This window comes from Achromobacter spanius, from assembly GCF_002812705.1.
GTDB lineage: Bacteria > Pseudomonadota > Gammaproteobacteria > Burkholderiales > Burkholderiaceae_B > Achromobacter > Achromobacter spanius.
Genome location: NZ_CP025030.1, coordinates 1,011,278 through 1,029,608 on the forward strand (window position 1 = coordinate 1,011,278; position 18,331 = coordinate 1,029,608).

Below are 18,331 nucleotides of genomic sequence, written 5' to 3' on the forward strand. Positions count from 1 at the left end.
ACGCGGACATCGTCCAGGCCCAGATACGCGCCATCACCGCCATTGGGTCGGCCTATGGAAAACACGACCACGGGCGCTGTCGACGTAGCGGTGAAGGTGATTCCCCCGGTGGACCAGGTCTTGAAGTTGTTGCCGTTGTACGTCAGCGTATCGGCGTTGTACGACACGCCGTCCACGGTGACGATGAAGTACGCCTCCATGCCCGGGATGGTCTCGCCGTTGACGCCCCCGAAGATCTCCTGGAACGAGATGCGCACCACGTCACCCACCTGGATGCCCGCGGAGGCGGGGATGATCAATTGCGCGGCCTCTTCCACGAAGCCGCTGTAGATCGCCATGAAGACCTGCCCGTCCGCCGCGCCGGGCACGCCATTCATGGCGCCCGCCCACTGGCCCGAACCCGCCAGCGAGAAAGTGCCCTTCCAGGTGTCCGGGGTGGCCGCCGCGTCCGTGAAGCCGGTGCCGTCGATGCTGAAGTTCAGGCTTTCATTCTCGGTATGCGCAACCCCCAGCGCGCCTTCCATCGAACCGTCGATAAGAGACGGCGTGGTGGCTTGGGACTCCACACTGTCCAGGATGCCGTCGTTGTCGTCGTCCAGGTCGACCGCGTTGGCCACGCCATCCGCATCGGTGTCGATCGGCGTGATGGTGGTCACCGCCACGTTGGACGCCGTGGGAGCCAGGGCCGACGTGGCCTGTACCGAAATGGTGCGCGCGGCGGTGGAGCCGGACGTGGTGCTGAAATTGACCAAGCCGAGCGCGGTCTGGTAGTTGGCCAGCGTGGTGTTGCCGCTGAGCGTCAGCACGCCCGTGCCGCTGTTGTAGCTGGCCGTGATGCCGGTGACGGTGCCACCCAGCGTCAGCAAGTCGCCCGCCATGGCGCCCGACAGGCTGATCGTCATCGAGGCCAGGTTGTTGTTCTCCGGGTCGGTGACTGACACCTGGCGGCCGATGGCGGCGGTGCCTTCGTCAAGGGTATTGCTGTAGCTGGTGCCGAGGGTGATGCCGTCCAGATCGATGCGAGGCGCGTCCTGCACCTGCGTCACGGTGACCGTGACGTTGGCGGTCTCGGAAGCCCCGCCAGAGGTCGCCGTATAGGTGAAGACCGTGTTCGCCGACGCGGCCGCGCCAGGGAAGTCGAGCCCCGGCGTGAACGTGATGGTGCCATCGAGGTTCAGCACGACCGAGCCGTTGGCGACGCTGACTGCCGGCCCGCCCGCCGTAATTGCCGTGCCGTTGATGGCGGTAACCACACGCCCGCTGTTCTCGAAGGTGTCGTTGCCCAGCACGTTGATGATCACCCCCGTCTCTTCGGCGGTGCTGGCGGTGTCCGCCACGATGTCCACAATGGCGTTGACGGTGATGCCGACCGAGCCCGTGGCGGTGGAAAATGCCGTGGTGCCGCCATTGGTGCTGGCGTCGGCGGTGCCGCCGTTCGTGCCGCTGGTCTGGTCCCAGGCCCGGATGGTGAGCGTGGCCGTGCCGTTGTAGTCCGCGGTGGGGCGGAAGTACACGCGTGAGTTACCGCTGTTGATGAGCAGCACCGCGCTGGTGTCGGACACCGCGCCCATCTGCGTCCAGTTCGTGCCGTTGTTGGTCGAATACCACCAGGTGCCGTGGGTCGTGTCGGCGCCCACGATGGCGATACCCGTCAGCGGGCTGGCGTCAATGTCGGACGTCGAGCCGATGAAATTGTTGACGGAGGTGCCGACCGCGCCGGTGGGCGCGGGCGCTGGCACGCTCGCGTTCAAGTCTTCATTGATTGTGGACAGGGTGCGCGTGGCGGCGTTCAGCACCGGCGCATCATTGACCGCCGTGACCGTGACCGCCACGGTGTCCGAGGCGATCGAGACCGCGCCGGTGATCGTGGTGGGGTTGACCTTGGTGCCGGCCGTGCCGACGCTTTGGTCCCAGCCGCGCAGCGTCAGCGCGTTGCCCGCGCTGCCGTTGAAGTTGCCGTTGGACTGGAAGTAGATGCGCGAATCCGGCGTGTCGGACAACAGCAGCGCGCTGGTGCCGCTGACGGTGCCCACCGCGGTCCAGTTGGTGCCGCCGTCCAGCGTGTACCACCACGTACCGTTGGTGCCCACGGCGGCGGTCAGCGCAATGCCCTTGAGCGCGCCCGGATCGATGTCGGTCAGGCCAGCCGTGTACGCGGAGACCGTCGTGCCCACCGCGCCGACCGGCGCAGGGGCGTCTTCCACGCCGGTGTAGGTCAAGTTCGGCAGGTTGTTCAGCAGCGGCGGCGTCAGCGCATAGTTCCAGTCCTCGGCCGATACCGCAGTGGCCTCGATGGACCCGCTCTGTTGCTCCAGCGTCCAGTCGCCACCCAGCGTGGCCGTACCGGTGGTGTCCAGGGACGCGGCTACATCCGCGCCGGTAATCACGCCCAGTGTCTGCACCGCAAGCGCGCCAAGATCGCCCTGGCCGAAGTCGCAGCCGTAAAGCAGCACATCGGCGTCGGCGCTCAGGGCCGACCCAATCTGCGTCAACACCTCGCGGTATTCGCCCTGCATGGATTCGAGCGTCAGCGTGGCCGTGCCCAGTTGCAGCGTGCCCGCTCCGCCATGGCTCAGGATATGAACGGCATCCACATCCTGGCGGCCGTTGAGTGTGTCGGCCATGAAGCGCACGCCGTCGACACCCGGCTCGATGAAGTGGACCTCGGCCCCGGGAGGCAAGGACTGCGCCAGCGCATCCGCGTCGTCAACGGTCCGGTCAATGAAGTAGACCTCATTGCGCTCCGCCGCCGGTTCGGTGGCGGTCGCCTTGTGCTGTTCCACGGTGCCCAGGGCGGCGATCAGCTCGGCATGCGCCTGGGTATCCGCTGCGGGCGGCGCGTCGGGGACGGCCTGCGCCACTTCGTGCGCCGTCTGGGCCATGGCGGCGTCCAGCAGGACGCGGGGTTCAAGGGCCTGGAGGAAGAGGCGCGAGCTCAGCGTGCGAGGGCCGAGGGCTTGCTGGGTCTTCTTGCCGAAACGCGAAGCGGATTTGTTTTTCACTGCACACCTCTCACAGAGATCGCTTGGACGCTGCCGGTGGCAACGCCCCAATACTCATGCAACACGCCTACGGCGCGTCGTTCATGTTTCTTCGTGCTCATGCGCCGGCCTCGCGCAACAGCACGCTTGCAACGCGCCGCACCAGGCGGCTGGCCAAGCTGATCGGTTCACCACGTATCTGCATTTCGCCGCGCAGTTCGGTCAAGGGCAGGGCGTGGCGGGACAAGTCGGTCACGTCGCCAGCCACTTCGAACACGGCCTGTTCGGCGCGCAGCCGGCCCTCGAACTGGCGCGCCGGCACGTCGCCGCCATGCGCGGACGTCAGCACCCAGTTGTCCAATGTGTCGTTGGCTGCCGCGCCCACGCGCGAGACCTGGATGGCGCGCGCGGGCATCAGGCGCTGCTCGTCCACGAACTCGCCCGCGTCGCCTTCACGGATGCGGTGCAGGTCGTCCGCATCGATATAGCCGCGCGCCTCCAGGCTGTCGGGCGCGGCAATCAGGGCCAGGCGCGTCTTCTCGTCCACCCAGCGCCCGGGCGACAGTTCCAGCGCCAGCTCGACCACCACGCCGTCGATGGGCGCGCGCACGGCCAGACGGGCACGCTCGCGTTCCAACCCCGCAATACGGTCGCGCTCCAACTGGACTTCGCGCGTCAACGTCAGGGATTCGGAAAGATCCTTGCGGTCGGCGCTGCGACGGTCCAGCCGTTCGTTCAGCAGCCGTTCGCGCTCACGCGCGGCGTCCAACTGTTGTTCGATCTCTGAGGCGCTCAGCGCCATCAGGATCTGTCCGGCACGCACGGTTTCGCCCTGGCGCACGCGCACGGCTTCCAAACGCGCGGGGCGCGGCGCGAAGGCGGGCGCCTGCTCCGTTGCGGTCAGCACGGCGGGAATGCGCACGGTGTAGGGCAAGGGCACCAGCAACACGGCCGCGAGTATCGCAACCACCCCCATCGTGACGAACGCCTGCCGGCCCACTTCGTGGCGGCGGCGTACCCACACTTTCATTTCGCGCCAGATCGGCAACACGATGAACCAGCCGATCTCCACTACGAACAGGAAGATGCCCAGGATCTTGAAGAAGTAGTGATAGATCAGCAGGGCGATGGCCAGGAACAGGAAGAAGCGATAGATCCAGGTGGCGTACGCAAAGACGATGAACAAGGTGCGCGTCGAGCCGTAGGTGGGCTCGGGCTGCTCGTCGCCGTAGCCGAAGAGCCGTTCGCGCATCCACCAGCGCGCCATCGCAAACGAGCGGTCTTGAAGGCTGGGAATGCCGATCAGGTCGCTGAAGAGGTAGTAGCCGTCAAAGCGCATCAGCGGGTTGAGGTTGACCGCCAGGCTCAGCACCCAGCTGGTGGTGGCCAGCGCGAAGGCCACGTTGCGCCAGGCGCCGTCGGGCAGGAACACCCAGGCCAGCGTCGCCAGCACCGCCACCAGCAGTTCCACCGCCATGCCGGCGCTGTCGATCAGGACGCGCTGACGCTGGGGCAAGCGCCAGGCGTCGGTCGTGTCGGTGTACAGGATGGGCGTCATCACCACGAACGCCACGCCCATGGTGGTGACGCGCGACCCCAGGCGCACGGCGGTATAGCCATGGCCGAGTTCGTGCAGCGTTTTCACCAGGGCCAGACTGAGACCGAAGGCGATCAGGCCCGTGGCCGAGATCATGTCGGGGAAGGTGCTCAGGAAGGTGTCCCACTGGCGTGAAACCAGATACAGGCTCAACACGCCCAGCAACGCTGCCAGGGCCCAGAAGGTGCGCGAGAAGAACACCGTTACCCACGGCAGCGTGCGGCGCAGAAAGGCGTCGGGGCGAGCCAGCGGCACCTTGAAGAACAGATAGCCGTGCAGCAGCCGGGCGCTTAGCGAGCGCTGTTGCGCGCCGCGCTGCTGGCGCACGCGCGCATAGGTTTCGCCCGCTGCGGGCGCCAGCAGTTCATGGCGTTGCAGGAATTCGATCAGGCCCAGGATCTTCTGGTCGTCGGGCGTGCGGCCCGTGCTGCGCGCCACCGCTGAGCGCAGCGCGCCGACCGTGCCCTGATGCCATTGGGCCAGCATGCCGACGGTGTCCTGGTCAATCGCGAAGAAGCGATGCGCGGCGGGGTCATGGATACGCCAGTTGCCGCCCCATTCGCCCGCGCGCGCGCCGCCCTGGTCGGCGATCAGGCGCAGGTCCTGGCGCAGCGGCGGCAGCTTGCGCGCGTCCGGGTCGGCCTCGGGGTTGTCGATGCGCAGTGCGGTGGCATCCATGGCGTCAAACTCCGGTCCATTGGCGCAACGCCGTGATGGGCCGCCGCATCAAGTAGTAGAACAAAGACACCGGCTCGCCATAGACGCGCGCCGTGCCGCGCAGGCCCAGGCGTTCGGGCGCGGCGGCGGGGTCGTTAAGCCGTGCCAGCACGGTGTAGCTGGCCACGCCGGCGGCGTCGGATTCCGCGCGATACGCCACCCGCACGATCTTCGCGTCCAGCGGGTCCAGCGGGGCGGCGTCCAGGAACACACGCACGGAGGCGCCCTCCTGCAAATTGACCGAGTCCGCCACCGGCACCTTCAATTGATATTGCACCCGGTTAGGGTCGGCCACGCGCATGATGGCTTCGCCCACCGCCACCGGGCGGCCCAGCCAATCGCGCGGGTCGCCATACAGGGCAACGCCGTCCTGCGGTGCGCGCAGCAAGGCCTTGGCCAGCATGGCGCGTGCGTAGTCACGTTCCGCCGTGGCGACGGATTCTTCGCTCATGGCCACGGCCAGTTCACGCTTGGCGGTAGAGTCGGACACGGCCGCCTGTTGCAGCCGCAGCACCTTGGCGCGGGCCACTTCCACCTTCTGAATAGCCACTTCGTAATCGCTGCGCAGTTGGGTATCCACCAATTGCACCAGCGGCGTGCCGGCGGCGACGGTTGCGCCCGGGGCCACCAGAATGCGCTCCACCACGGCGGGCAGCGCCGCCGTCACCACGAAGGGGTCTTGCGGCGTGACTTCCACCGGCGCCAATGTCGTCAGCGGCACGTGGACAAACGCCAGCGCCGCCGCCAACGCTGCCAGCAATACATAGAGCTTGGGGCGATGACGGCGCAAACCGGCGGGCGGCCGGGCGCGGCCGGCGATGGCGGACAGGCCATGGGCATAGGCCCCGCCCAGGCGCGTAGCCAGGCGCTGGTGCGCATCTTCCCAGGGTTGATCACGCGCCAGCAGCCAGCCTGCGCGCGGCGCCTGCCCCACATCGGCCAGCGGTACCCACAAGAGCGAAGTCAGCACTGCGTCGGCCGAGCAGGGGTCGTCCGGATCGGCGTAGGCGTGTACATCGAAAGCGCGGACGGCCCTTGGGTCTGGCGTATCGGAAGCAACGGGCGCGCCGGCCGCATTCCCCTTCTGACGACACAGCGACGACACCATGTTCTCGTACCAGCGCACCAGCGGCGCATCGCGGTTCACGCTTGCCAGGCCCGATATGGCCGCCACGCGCCAGCGGCCACCTGGCGCGCCTTCGAACACCAGCGCCTGGCCAAAGGGCAACAGCGCGATGGGCTCGTTGGCCAGGTGCTGCCACAAGGCATCGGGCGAGTCGCAACGGCGCAGCTCGCCTTCCAGCCGGATCAGTTGCGCGCCCGTGCTGTTCTGCGGATCGGCCTGCGATACCGACGGCGCATTCGCGGCGGGTCGAGGCCGCGCGGCTTCGCCGCCAGCCACGGATTCAGCCGGCCCACTCCGGGAGCTTGCAACATGAAGGGCCATGACAAGCACTCCTTACCGCACACCGCTATTGCTGGAACCCGGCGCGCCAACACGCACCGACCCCGAGGGCGTGGCATGGGCTGGCGTCGACGGTATCGGCATGACCGCGGGCGGTTGGCCTTCGCTACCGGGCGGCACGTGATAGACCGCCTGAACGGGCAGCTTGCCGGCTGGCGCTTGCACCGGCTCCGGCGTCGACGCCATCGGGGTGGCGGACGTGGCGGCGGCGCCTTCCAGGGTTGCGCGTCCGCTCATGCCCGGCAGCACGCCCACGGGAGCCTGTTCCACGCGCGCCACCACCTTGATCGTCTGGCTGACCGCATCCACCGCCGCCGAGACCCGCGTCACCTTGGCCGGCAGCACATCACCGGTTTCATCGACGATGAAGTCCAGGTCGGACCCTTCCTTCAGCCACGCCAGCCATTTGGACGGCACGACCATGTGCAATTCCATCGGGCCATCGCTCACGATAGAGATCAGCTTTTCGTTGGCGGGCGGCGTTTCGTCCAGGCGCGCCAGCGTTTCCACCACGCTGCCGGCATACGGCGCCACCACCTTGCAGTCCACCATGCGCTGCTGGATGACGTCGGCCTGCGCCTGGCGCTCTTGATGCTTGAAGCGTGCGATGTCGGCATCGGCGCGGCCGGTGGCCGCCATGCGCAACAGTTCCGACTGCACCTTTGCATTGCGCGCTTCGACGGCGGCACCGGCGCGCGCGGCGCGCAGTTCCGCTTCCAGCCGACGGCAATCGAAGCTGACCAGCACGTCGCCCTGCTTGAACCGTTCGCCTTCGCGCAGCGGCATGCTAAGGATCTTTTCAGAGACCGATGACGACAGCGTGGCCTCGGCCGTGGCGCGCAATACCCCGCGCGCGGAACCTCCGTCAGCCGGCGGTTGCGAGCCCCAGGCCGTGGCGCAGGCCAGCAGTAACGGCGTCAACCAGACGCGACGAGGCCAACCCGCCTTGGGCGCGATGCTTCTTTGCTTGTTCATGATGGTTCCCGCGAAAGAGGGTTAGCGTGTCGGCGCGACCACGGCCACGCGAGCGTCCTGCTCGTTGTTGGCGAAGGCGTCGCGCGCCGTCCACATGCCGCGCAGCTTGCCCGCCAGCGTCGGCACGGCGTCAGAGGTGCTCATGGTGGTGTCCACGGGGTCGATGCCGAGCGACGCGAAGACGTTGGCATAGGCGTTTTGCAGGTCCGCCAGCGCCAGGTCATAACGCACCCGCGCCACCAAGGTGTTCATCTGTTCCCGGATCAAGGTCTGGCGGCTGAGCTTTTCCGCCTTGAAGCCCGAATCGATCTGCCCTTCAATACGCGACTGCACGTCGTAGAAGCGTCGCGCCGTGTCCAGCTCATCCTGGCGCAGGGCGTAGCGCGCGCGGCTGACTTCCACTTGCGTGGCCACTGCCGTGGTCAACGCCAACTGCCGCTGGTCCAGCAGGTCTCCTTCCGCCTTGATCTGCGCCTTCTCGGCGGGCAGGCGGAAGATGTTCAGCAGATTCCAACTGGCCACCGCACCCCAACCGATCCAGTTGCTGTTGTAGAGGAGGTCGTTGGTGCTGGCGTTCAAACCGCCAAAGAGCTTCAGGCTGGGCAAGGAGCGCAACAAGGCGGCGGTGTTTTCCTGATCGTTCGCACGCAGCTGATACGCCACTTCGCGCAGCTCGGGCCGGTTCTCGATCGCCACTTGCAACCATGCCGCCGAGTCATCGGCGATGCCGGGCAGTACCAACGGCTTGTTGCTTTCCATCGGCGGCGGCATCGCGATCGTGTATTGGGTGTTGGGCGGAAGGTTCATCAAGGCGGCCAACTGCTGCTTGGCCACGCCCAGCTCGCGCCCCAGCGCCTGCACGTCGCGCCGGATGCCCAGCATTTCGCGCTGGTAGCTCAAGGGCGCAAGCGGCGCGGTCAGGCCAAGACGGTCTTGCTCGGCGGCCAGGTCCAGCGCCGTCTGCGTAGCCGTTTCCAGTTCACGGATCTTGCCCAGCAAACGCTCCGCGCTGACGGCGCGCCAGTAGGCGGTGCGCACGTCTTCGATCAAACGGTTCATGACCTTGCGCTTGCGCTCGTCGGCCATGTTGACCCGATCGGCCGCTTGTTTGGCGCGCACATACGACAGGCCAAAATCCAGCACGTCCCAGCTCAGTTGCAGATTGCTTTGCAGCACATTCTTTTCAGACGACGTGGAAGGTTCCAGCGAGGTCTGGCCCGTCAGCAATGACTGGCTGGCGCCGCCCGAATAGTTATCGCGGCCGGAGTAATCCAGTGACGCGACAAACTTCGGCAGCATGTCGTAGTGCTTCAAGTCCAGCTCGCGCTGCGCCAAGGCGACGCCCATCATTTCAACGCGCACATCAAGGTTGTATTTGATGGCGCGTGCCATGGCTTCGTACAGATCCACCGGGCCCAGGATGGGCTCCTGGTTGGCGGTGGATCGCGCAATCAAATCCATGGCTCGATCGCGATTTTCGGCCGCTTCGAATTGCTTGGGTTGCACCGAGCAACCGGCAAGCAATACCGCCGCCAAGGAAGCCGTTACGGCGCATATCCGGGCTTTACTTTCTAATCTGGGCCGGCGTGTGCCGCCGATGCCGAGGCTTACGATGGAGCTCATGTTCTTTACCCTTGTCGCGCACGACTGCGTGCGTCCCTGACAGAATCCGCCTAAGAAAAACTCGTATGGAATCGACCCGGAGAATGCAGACGAGCGGCCCATAGCTGTAAATACGAGCGCGCGCTGCATCCGGTTACGGGGGCAATAGTTAAGAACGGTAAATAATGGACATAGCTTTGCGGGAGTTCGGCATATTTGTCTCTCGCTCAATATGGTCTGAAGTTTGCGAGTATTTTTCTTGTCATATAAATGCGGACATGCCGGGTCCGCCAACGCAACAGTCTTGCGATGATTCGGCAATTACGTCGGGGATAAAACAAGGGCGCGCAGTGATGCGCGCCCTTTATCGCGCCGCCATCCCATCACACGTCGGCGATCAGCGCATCGTGGCGGGCGTCTTCGGCGATCGCCTCATTGAACTCATGATCATGCAGGCGCAAGATCATCGAACGGCGTGGCCGGCCTCGCGATGTGGCAAGCCCCGCCACGAATGAAAACGGCGCTTTGGCGCGCGTCCATCTCACCAACTTCGACCGCGCGTCCAGACGGGCGTTGCATCGGTCGATGGCAGCCTGTATTTCGCCGTCGGACAGGCTCTGGCCGATCGGCCATAACACCGCGCAGCATCCCACGCGCGGCTTGAGATACACGACGGCCTGCATGAACAGCAACGTATCCATCAAGGCGCGCTCGGCGCTTGCCTGCGTGGGCCCCGCGCGCGAGGTCGCAACGAGAGCCGAGCCCGCGCGATCCAACAGATACACGAACCCTTCGGCGTCGATCTCTCCATACCGGCCCGTGCCCAGCCATTCCCCCGTATAGGGCGCGTCGCCAACGTAGCCCAGGAACAGCGTTCCCTTGACCTCGAGTTCACCTCTGGCGGACACGCGCATCCACATGTGCGGCAGCACCTTTCCCGCCGAGCCGGCGTGGCGGATGCCGTCGGTTCTCATCGTGATGACGGAAGCGGCCTCGGGCAAAGAGAAGGTCGGCACGACAGGCAGTCCGGTCGCTTCGAACAGTCGGCGCACACCCAGCTCGTCCGCCGGGCCGTCGATCAGCGCACAGCGCAATGTGACGGGCGCGCGGGCGCGACGGTCCTGCAAGAACGTGGCGTAATCGACCAGCGTTTGCAGCGTCGCCAAAAAGCTCTGCGCGCCGTGGTGCTCAAGCTCTTCGTGCAAGGCCAGCGGGTCCACGCCCATCGCGTCCAGCGCGAAATGGCTGCCCGGCATGGCCACACACGTTGCGCCTGATATCAAGCTGGCATAGGCCCCCATCACGCACTCTTGCAGCGTGGCCAAGGGGCGGGTCATCAAATGCCGTTTGATTCCCCGCTCCGCCAAGGCTTGCGCCGTCGACGACGCGGCCGACAGCAACGCTTGCTCGCTCAGGCATATGCCCCGGCCCATGCCTTCGCCGTCGATGTCGAACACAATCTTCGCGGTGCCTGGCGGCAGCGCGCGCGCGGGCGATGCAACGTCCCGGACAAACACGCCATCGCCGCCGGACAGCGTGACCGACGGCCGCAGCCCCAACCTGACAAGCCTGGCCGCCATGGCGCCGGGCGCGATCACCGTATCCGCGCCGCAGCGTTCCAGCGCGCTAGTCACCATGCGGTCCGTCGCGAGCGGCGGCAACGGGACATGGACGACATCGGTCATCAATGCCGCGACATCATCGACGATGGTCCAGGGCGAGTTGTCTTGAAGCGTCAGCAACACGCCCACCGACAACTGCTTGTATAGCGCCGCGCGTTCTTTCACATGCGCGCACAGCGCGCTATAGGACAGCGACGCGCGCGGCCCGATCACCGCGGGCCGGTAGGTGCTTGCCGCATGCTGAGTCAACACATCGAAGAATTCTTGGGCGTTCATGGCGTACTCGTTGGCGCCGACGCGGCGCGACGGCTGGGCGCCCGCGCGTCTCGCCCCATTCACACGACTGAAGAGCGGGGCGGCCAGCGCCGGCATGTCTTCTTATTCGCCGTCGTGCGCCGTTTCGTTACAACGCTTGCACCATGCAGTCACACCACGAATCAACGCCGCAAACATCAACGCCAAAAACAACAACGGACCCCAATGGGTCCGTGACGACATCCGCTATCAATACGTACCAATACGCCTACCAGTTCAGCACCTTGGGCCCAAGCAACATGCCAAGCAAGCCACTCAAGCCAATTCCCAACGTGTACCAGACCGCCACGAACAAGAACGAATCTTCAAGGCAAATCACGCTGTAACCCAAGGCCCCCAACGACCCCGCAAAAACGCCAGCGGCAAAGCCGGCAAGACGTAATCGTGTGGGCGCCAACGAGCGCAAGACCCATAGCAACGCCGCCAAACCAGGTAGGGAAAACAGCAGTATCAGCAATGAGCAAACCTGCCAGCTCTGGCCTAATAACAACGCGGCGTATTGATCGGGCGGTGCGTTCATCAAGGCCCCGGCACCGAATCCGGCCATGATCAGCACCACCGCCATCAAGCACCACATGGACCGATGCACGCGCGATATCGGACGGGCCAACTGCGTGACCATGAACCATCCGCACGCAAGGATCGACAAGGCATAAAGCAGCTTGTACCAGCGGCTGGCCAACAAAATAGCGGGAGTTGCGGTGCCGTTCGCCACCAGGCCTATTCCCAGGCTGGTGGCCAATCCGGCCAGCAAGGCGGCGCGGAGTTTTAAAGACGTATTTGATGTCGGCGCAGGCCCCGCGCCGGTGGCTAGAAAATCGATGTAGTCCTTGGTTTTCACTATATGACCACCTTGACGAGTAGGCTCAGCCGTTTTAACCCACGGTGGACTTGAACCCGGATGGCGCCTTCTGACATGCCAATCCGCGCCGCGGCCTCCGCCACACTCAATCCTTCCAGTTTAGTCAGTTCGATGGCTCGACGTTGCGCATCCGGCAACTCGCCCAACAAACGAGCCAGATCCATATGGGAGGTCGCTTCATTGGCTTCCCCGGCAAGAAGCAGTTCGTCCACGTCGTCGATAGGATCGTTCAGCGCACCATAGCGCCGATTGCGGCGCCAGAAGTCGACCAGCTTGTGACGAGAGATTGCATATACCCAGGCGGAAAGCGGCTGGTTGGAGTCATAGCTTGCACGCTGCAGATGCAGGGCCAACAGGCATTCTTGAACCAGGTCTTCGACATCGTCCAGGCAACCGGCCATGCGCCGGCGCAGATAGGCGCGCAGCAAGCGGGCAATGCGGCCCAACACATCTCGATAGGCGACTTCGTCTCCGGCCTGGGCTTGTAGCCACAGTGCCTTGAGCTCGGATTCCACAGTCCCTAACTGGGAGGAGAATTCTCTGGGCATTTCTACCGCCATTCAGAACAGCGGCTTGGCCGCAACGATGGCGCATGGGCGTGAACCATGCAGCGGAGTATACGCTCCGATAAACAGACAGATACACAATTTCATGCGCTGTCTATAACTGAACATTGCGTTTGCGATGAGCTTAGCAACAAGGCATCGAGCCAAATGAAAATTAACGTCAAGACTGCAACAAGCCCGCGTTATCGCGCGAACTAGTGAGTGCGTGCTGAGTAATCGGCACGGTCTTGCAAGGTGTCCACATGGTCACTGCGCAAGCCCTTTATTAGTGCTCGGTTTCTTGGCTTTTATTTTGCCGCGGCAACCAAGACATATTGCGGATCTGCTCGCATCCATGACCATTCCTCATCGTTTCTTGCGCCCCTGCCTGCCCTATTTTTTATTGCTCGTTTTAACGGGGGCTATCTTTGGCGTCGCCTACGATGCCATCGCTTCCTCGTCGGGTGAGAACAGCGGCGCAGTCGAGCAACCCGCGCGCGATGTGCACTGGCCCGCCTTGCTTGGCGCCATTGGCGGCGTGCTGCTCAGCCTGTTGTGCTATCGCTGGTTTGGCGGTGCGTCAGCGGTGCGACGCCGATTGAACCGCGCGATGCGGCGCGGCCATATCCACATGGCCTATCAACCACTTGTGGAGATGTCCACGGGCCACATGGTTGGCGTCGAAGCGTTGGCGCGCTGGACGCACGAGACGCTGGGCGTGATTCCGCCCGATACGTTTTTCGCGTGGGCAGAGTCAACGGGCCTGGGACGCAAACTCACGCGCCACATCGTGCGCGCCGCCTTCTGCGACCTTCAAGATCGTTTGCGAGAGCCGGGCGATTTCTACGCCAGCATCAACGTCACGCCGCGCGACATCGAAGACGCTTCCTTTGTGAAGTTCATGGTCGATACCACACGCGAGTTTGGAATACCGCCCGACCGAATCGTGCTTGAGATTACGGAGTCTCTGGCGTTCTTGGTGGAAGACCCGCGCACGTTGATTGCCCAATACTTGCGAGTTGGATTCCGCGTGGTGATTGATGACTTCGGGGCGGGCTACGCCAACCTCAGCAATCTGCTCACGTGGGGCGTCAGCGGCCTGAAGCTGGACCGCACGTTGATTCGTTGGATCAGCGCGAATGCGTGGGCGACCACGGTGCTGGACACGGTGTTCGAGATGACACGCCGTTTGAATATCTCTGTGCTGGTCGAAGGCATCGAAACCGAAGAGCAGGCGCGCTATGTGCTGGAACGCGCGCCCGAAGCCACCGGCCAGGGCTGGCTGTATGGTCGCCCGTGCCGGGCGGAACTGCTGCGCGCCAACGCAACCCGGCCCGCCGCCCCCGCGTCCGCGTCCGCGTCCGCGTCCGCCCCGCAAGCGGCAACGTCTTTCTGTCCGGGAGCCAGCGCCGCCACGTCCGGCCATTGCGACCCGACGGTATGGCCGGTCTGATAAGCGCGGGGGCTGTCCACGTCAGCCGCCTGCCAGCCCGACAGGCAGATGCTCGCGCATGATCTCGATGAATCGACGCAGCCGCGCCGGCTGAAAACGCGACGGCGCATACACCAGGAATACCGGCAGCGGGTCGGCGCGCCACTGGGGCGCCAGATGCACCAGGCGGCCGGCGGCCAGGTCGTCTTGCATGACCCACGCCGATCCCAGCGCCACGCCCAGGCCCAGCACGGCGGCCTTGCGCAGCGCGTGCAAACCGTCGGTGGACAGACGCGGGTGGATGCCGAAGCGCTCGGTTGCGCCCGTGTCGCAATGCGTCAGGCTGACCTCGGTGCGATAGAACGTGCGCAACGCCAACCAGGGCAGGCACGCCAGCGCCTCCGGCTGCAAGAGCACGGGCGCCCCGCGCAACAGGTCGGGCGATGCAACGACGATGCGCGGCACTTCGCCCAGCTTCACGGCGATCACGGACGGGTCGGTCACCGCGCCCACGCGAATCGCGCAGTCCACGTTTTCGGCGATCAGGTCCGGCATGCGGTCATGCAGCAGCCATTCCACGCGCATCGCCGGATACTGCTGCAAGTAGCGCGCCAACGGCTCCACGAATTGGTCCTGGCCAAACGCGTGCGGGGCCACCACGCGCAAGGTGCCGGTGGGTTCATCGCCCGCGCCGCGCACATCACTTTCAAACGACTGCCAGGTGGCAAGCAGTTCCTTGGCGCGTTCATAACAGCGCTGCCCATCCTCGGTCAGCCGGATGGCGTGGGTGGAGCGTTGCAGCAGCCGCACCCCCATCGAGCGCTCCAGCAATTGCAGCCGGCGGCTGACGGTGGGTTGCGTGCCGCCCAGTTGCGCGGCGGCGGCCGACAGGCTGCCCGCCTCGACGATGCGCACGAACGTTTCGATCAGCAGCAGGCGGTCGGTGCCGGCGGCGGCGGGGGTGATGACAGTCGGGGCAGAGGTGCTCATACGCCAACCGTATAACCGATGTACCGCCGCGCCGGCTACCAAAACATGATCCAGACGCCCAGAATCTGCCCCGTACACGAACCTTCGGACACGTCATCATGTCATCCCAAACTCCTTCCGCCACCTTGTCGCGTGGCCTGGTTTTTCTACTAGCGATCGGCGCCGGCCTGTCGGTTGCGTCCCTGTATTACAGCCAGCCCATGCTGGGCGTGCTGGGCGTTGAGATCCACGCCAGCGCCGAAACGCTGGGCTGGATTCCGACGCTGACCCAACTGGGCTACGCCTTCGGCATCCTGCTGCTGGCGCCGCTGGGCGACCGCCACGACAGAAAGCGCATCATCCTGATCAAAGCCGCCGTGCTGAGCCTGGCGCTGTTGGCGGCCGCCATGGCGCCGTCCATCGGCGTGCTGTTGGCGGCAAGCTTCGTGGTGGGCTTGTCGGCCACCCTGGCGCAAGACATCGTGCCCGCCGCCGCGCATCTGGCGCCCGCCGAGCAGCGCGGCAAGATCGTCGGCACCGTCATGACCGGCCTGCTGCTGGGCATCCTGCTGTCGCGCGTGGTCAGCGGTTTTGTAGCCGAGCAATTCGGCTGGCGCGCCATGTTCGTGGCCGCCGCCGTCGCCATCGTGGCCTTGGGCGCGGCGCTGTGGCGCGGCCTGCCGCGCTTTGTGCCGACCGCTCAGTTGTCGTATGCGGCGTTGCTGGGTTCGCTGGCCACCTTGTGGCGCCAACATCCGGGACTGCGCCGCGCGGCCACGGCGCAGGGCTTGCTGTCGTTGGGCTTCAGCGCGTTCTGGTCGACGCTGGCGGTCATGCTGCATGGCGCGCCGTTCCACCTGGGCGCCGGTGCGGCGGGCGCGTTCGGCCTGGCGGGCGCGGCCGGTGCATTGGCCGCGCCGCTGGCCGGCCGCGTGGCTGATACGCGTGGCCCGCTGGCCGTGGCCAGCCTGGGCGCGGGCCTGACCATGGTGTCGTTCGCCGCCATGATCTTCCTGCCGTTCCTGTCGCCGCACGCCGCCCTGTGGCTGATTGCCGGCGCCGCCATCGGTTTCGACCTGGGCATCCAGACCTCGCTGATCGCGCATCAGAGCATCGTCTATGGCATCGACCCCGCCGCCCGCAGCCGGCTCAATGCCATCCTGATGACGGGCGTGTTCATCGGCATGGCGGCTGGCGGCGCGCTGGGCAGCCTGGCGCTGGCGCACTGGGGCTGGACCGGCGTGACGGTGGTGGCGGCCAGTGCGGCAGCGGTGGCGCTGGGCTTGCGGGTGTGGCCCGCCTTGGGCGGCCGCGCGGTTATTGCGGCGCGTTGATCTCGTCGGCCGTGATGATCTCGGCCACCAACACCTGCGCGGGACCGTCCAGGAAATACTCTTCGCGGGCCGGCTCGCGCAGTTTCATATAGGCGTTCTCGCCGATCTGCATGGTGTGCCCGGCGGCCAGTTCCGCGCCGCTTTCCAGCATGTAGCCCATGATGTTGTTGAACATGTTCGAGTAGTACTCGCCTTCATCATGGCCCCGCGCCAGCGCCGCGAAATCGGGCAGGCCGAACCGGTCGGCGCCATACGTGCGCATCCACACGCCCGCCACGCCGTCCACGTCGTATTTCACAAAGCCGCAATACAGCATGTTCAGCGGCAGTGTGCGCAGCAGGTCCAGGCTTTCTTCGCCCAGCGACTCGGCATCGAACACGCCGGCCGGCAACGAGGTGTGCGCGGTTTCGTTCAACACCGCCACGGCGCCGAACCCCGTCAACGCGCCGGCCACGGCGGCCAGCGCCACGTATTGCTCCAGCGGATCTTTCGCGAACCCGCCGTAGTACAGGATGATGTGGCTGGCATGCGCGCGGACTTCGTCCTTGACCGTGCCCGGGTAATGGGCCGGCGCCACGCAGGCTTCCAACGAATCCTTGGGATAAGGTGCGTTAAAACCCACCAGCCGCACCACGTGCTCGCCCCAGCCCGCCAGGCCCAGCACTTCCGGCATGTCGGGCGCGATCTCGACGCGAGCCTTGCTCATTGACGGGTGATACGCGCACAACGCGGCCTTCAAGGTGTCCTCGTGCAACGCCAGCGGTGCGTTGAACAGCACCTGCAAGCTCAGCGGGTTTTCAACGTCGGGGTTGGCGGCCAGCGCGCGGGAGTCGGCGGATTCTTCCTTGCGGCCAAAGAAGCGGGAGAAGATGCTCATGGAGTTTGGGGCTATCCAGAATTAAAACGGGGGCAGTATACGTTTGCCCCTAGTCGCGCCTGACGCCATGTCTCGATTGGACACATCTCTCACCGTCCGGCCGGCTCCGAGAATCCGTTCGGCCCCACGGTTTCAACCACATAGTCGATGAACGATTTGATGCGCGACGAGATCGCGGTGTTGCGGTAATACACCGCGTTGATCGGCTGCCTGACATCTTGCGTGTGGCGCGGCAGCACTTGCTGCAAGGCGCCCGATTCACGGTCCGCTCGCGTCATGAAATCCGACAGGCAGACAATGCCGCCGGCGTTCAACGCCAACTGCCGCAGCGTTTCGCCGCTATGCGCGCGCACGCCGGGCTTGACGTGCAAGGCTTGCCCATCGGCATCCAGCAGCGGCCATTCGTTCAGCGCTTCCAGTTGGCTGAAACCCAGCAGCGTGTGCGTGCTCAAGTCAGCCACGCGCTTGGGCGTGCCGTGTTGCGCCAGATAGGCCGGGCTGGCCAGCACGCGCACGCGGCTTTGCCCCAGCGGCACCGCGTGCAGCGACGAATCCTTCAGCCGCCCGATGCGAATGGCTAGATCGGTGCGCCGTTCCAGCAAATCGATATTGCCTTCGTTGCTGTTGAGCTCCAGCTCCACTTGCGGATAACGCTTGCGGTAGCCCGGCACCAGCGGCGCGATGACGTGCAGCATGAACGGTGACGCGGCATCCACGCGCAACAAGCCGGCCGGCTGATTGCGCCGCACATTCATCAGGTCTTCGGTTTCTTCCACCGCCGCCACGATGCGGCGCACCTGTTCCAGATAGGCGCGACCTTCTTCGGTCAGTTCCAGCCGGCGCGTGGTTCGTCGCATCAGCGTGGTTTGCAGCTTTTCTTCCAGCCGGCTCATGGTGCGGCTGGTAGCCGAAATAGTCTGCCCCAGCACGTCGGCGGCAGCGGTGATGGACCCGCTGTCCACCACCGCGATAAAGACCTGCATTTCGTCGAGTGTGGTTTTCATGTTTGACGTTATATCAAAAGTCTTTCGCCAATAC

13 protein-coding genes (1 of these 13 only partly in view) are annotated in these 18,331 nt (G+C 65.1%); 2 read left to right on the plus strand and 11 right to left on the minus strand.

Annotation, left to right across the window (positions count from 1 at the left end):
* From CVS48_RS04550 to CVS48_RS04585, 8 genes are all read right to left on the minus strand, one after another.
* Positions 1-3,002, minus strand: partial view of an Ig-like domain-containing protein gene (locus tag CVS48_RS04550; RefSeq protein ID WP_100853438.1) — the 5' portion only. 24,247 nt of this gene lie to the left of the window's left edge; 3,002 of the gene's 27,249 nt are visible here — the first part of the coding sequence; its start codon is at positions 3,000-3,002; its stop codon lies beyond the left edge, outside the window.
* 97 nt (positions 3,003-3,099) lie between these two features.
* The gene (locus tag CVS48_RS04555) at positions 3,100-5,256 is read right to left on the minus strand and encodes an HlyD family efflux transporter periplasmic adaptor subunit (protein WP_100853439.1); all 2,157 of its coding nucleotides are present in this window, start codon (positions 5,254-5,256) and stop codon (positions 3,100-3,102) included.
* A gap of 4 nt (positions 5,257-5,260) precedes the next feature.
* On the minus strand, positions 5,261-6,742 hold the full coding sequence (locus CVS48_RS04560) for an efflux RND transporter periplasmic adaptor subunit (protein WP_100853440.1): 1,482 nt from the start codon (positions 6,740-6,742) through the stop codon (positions 5,261-5,263).
* Positions 6,743-6,754: 12 nt separating this feature from the next.
* Positions 6,755-7,735, minus strand: a complete 981-nt coding sequence (locus CVS48_RS04565) for an efflux RND transporter periplasmic adaptor subunit (RefSeq protein WP_100853441.1) — start codon at positions 7,733-7,735, stop codon at positions 6,755-6,757.
* 21 nt (positions 7,736-7,756) lie between these two features.
* Positions 7,757-9,196: a TolC family protein gene (locus tag CVS48_RS04570; RefSeq protein ID WP_242001370.1), complete on the minus strand. Its 1,440-nt coding sequence runs from the start codon at positions 9,194-9,196 to the stop codon at positions 7,757-7,759.
* A gap of 524 nt (positions 9,197-9,720) precedes the next feature.
* Positions 9,721-11,235 (minus strand): AMP-binding protein, encoded by a 1,515-nt coding sequence (locus CVS48_RS04575; protein WP_157814449.1) that lies wholly within the window; start codon positions 11,233-11,235, stop codon positions 9,721-9,723.
* 247 nt (positions 11,236-11,482) lie between these two features.
* Positions 11,483-12,115, minus strand: a complete 633-nt coding sequence (locus tag CVS48_RS04580) for an NrsF family protein (protein ID WP_157814450.1) — start codon at positions 12,113-12,115, stop codon at positions 11,483-11,485.
* Positions 12,115-12,684 (minus strand): sigma-70 family RNA polymerase sigma factor, encoded by a 570-nt coding sequence (locus CVS48_RS04585; protein ID WP_242001369.1) that lies wholly within the window; start codon positions 12,682-12,684, stop codon positions 12,115-12,117. Before CVS48_RS04585 ends, CVS48_RS04580 begins: the two co-directional genes overlap by 1 nt.
* A 352-nt stretch (positions 12,685-13,036) precedes the next feature.
* Between CVS48_RS04585 and CVS48_RS04590 the strand changes: the two genes are divergently transcribed.
* Entirely contained in the window at positions 13,037-14,134 is a 1,098-nt protein-coding gene (locus CVS48_RS04590) for an EAL domain-containing protein (RefSeq protein ID WP_100853445.1), read from the plus strand.
* Between the two features lie 21 nt (positions 14,135-14,155).
* On the opposite strand, the gene CVS48_RS04595 is transcribed toward CVS48_RS04590, so the two are convergent.
* A complete protein-coding gene (locus CVS48_RS04595; protein ID WP_100853446.1) occupies positions 14,156-15,103 on the minus strand; it encodes a LysR family transcriptional regulator in 948 nt (315 codons plus the stop codon).
* Between the two features lie 98 nt (positions 15,104-15,201).
* On the opposite strand from CVS48_RS04595, the gene CVS48_RS04600 reads away from it, so the two are divergent.
* Positions 15,202-16,416, plus strand: coding sequence for an MFS transporter (locus tag CVS48_RS04600; protein ID WP_100853447.1), 1,215 nt, complete (start codon positions 15,202-15,204; stop codon positions 16,414-16,416).
* Here CVS48_RS04600 and CVS48_RS04605 read toward each other — a convergent pair.
* Both CVS48_RS04605 and CVS48_RS04610 read right to left on the minus strand, forming a co-directional pair.
* Positions 16,400-17,293, minus strand: a complete 894-nt coding sequence (locus CVS48_RS04605; RefSeq protein ID WP_100853448.1) for a DUF4261 domain-containing protein — start codon at positions 17,291-17,293, stop codon at positions 16,400-16,402. The two genes, CVS48_RS04600 and CVS48_RS04605, sit on opposite strands and share 17 nt — an antisense overlap.
* Before the next feature lie 89 nt (positions 17,294-17,382).
* Positions 17,383-18,297, minus strand: a complete 915-nt coding sequence (locus CVS48_RS04610) for a LysR substrate-binding domain-containing protein (protein ID WP_100853449.1) — start codon at positions 18,295-18,297, stop codon at positions 17,383-17,385.
* Positions 18,298-18,331 lie beyond the last annotated feature (34 nt).

What these genes read in the sequence shown, in the direction of transcription:
- CVS48_RS04555 (WP_100853439.1), bottom strand. Translation starts at nt 5,256, where the DNA reads ATGGATGCCACCGCACTGCGCATCGACAACCCCGAGGCCGACCCGGAC.
- CVS48_RS04560 (WP_100853440.1), bottom strand. Translation starts at nt 6,742, where the DNA reads ATGGCCCTTCATGTTGCAAGCTCCCGGAGTGGGCCGGCTGAATCCGTG.
- CVS48_RS04565 (WP_100853441.1), bottom strand. Translation starts at nt 7,735, where the DNA reads ATGAACAAGCAAAGAAGCATCGCGCCCAAGGCGGGTTGGCCTCGTCGC.
- CVS48_RS04570 (WP_242001370.1), bottom strand. Translation starts at nt 9,196, where the DNA reads ATGGATTTGATTGCGCGATCCACCGCCAACCAGGAGCCCATCCTGGGC.
- CVS48_RS04575 (WP_157814449.1), bottom strand. Translation starts at nt 11,235, where the DNA reads ATGAACGCCCAAGAATTCTTCGATGTGTTGACTCAGCATGCGGCAAGC.
- CVS48_RS04585 (WP_242001369.1), bottom strand. Translation starts at nt 12,684, where the DNA reads ATGCCCAGAGAATTCTCCTCCCAGTTAGGGACTGTGGAATCCGAGCTC.
- CVS48_RS04590 (WP_100853445.1), top strand. Translation starts at nt 13,037, where the DNA reads ATGACCATTCCTCATCGTTTCTTGCGCCCCTGCCTGCCCTATTTTTTA.
- CVS48_RS04595 (WP_100853446.1), bottom strand. Translation starts at nt 15,103, where the DNA reads ATGAGCACCTCTGCCCCGACTGTCATCACCCCCGCCGCCGCCGGCACC.
- CVS48_RS04600 (WP_100853447.1), top strand. Translation starts at nt 15,202, where the DNA reads ATGTCATCCCAAACTCCTTCCGCCACCTTGTCGCGTGGCCTGGTTTTT.
- CVS48_RS04605 (WP_100853448.1), bottom strand. Translation starts at nt 17,293, where the DNA reads ATGAGCATCTTCTCCCGCTTCTTTGGCCGCAAGGAAGAATCCGCCGAC.
- CVS48_RS04610 (WP_100853449.1), bottom strand. Translation starts at nt 18,297, where the DNA reads ATGAAAACCACACTCGACGAAATGCAGGTCTTTATCGCGGTGGTGGAC.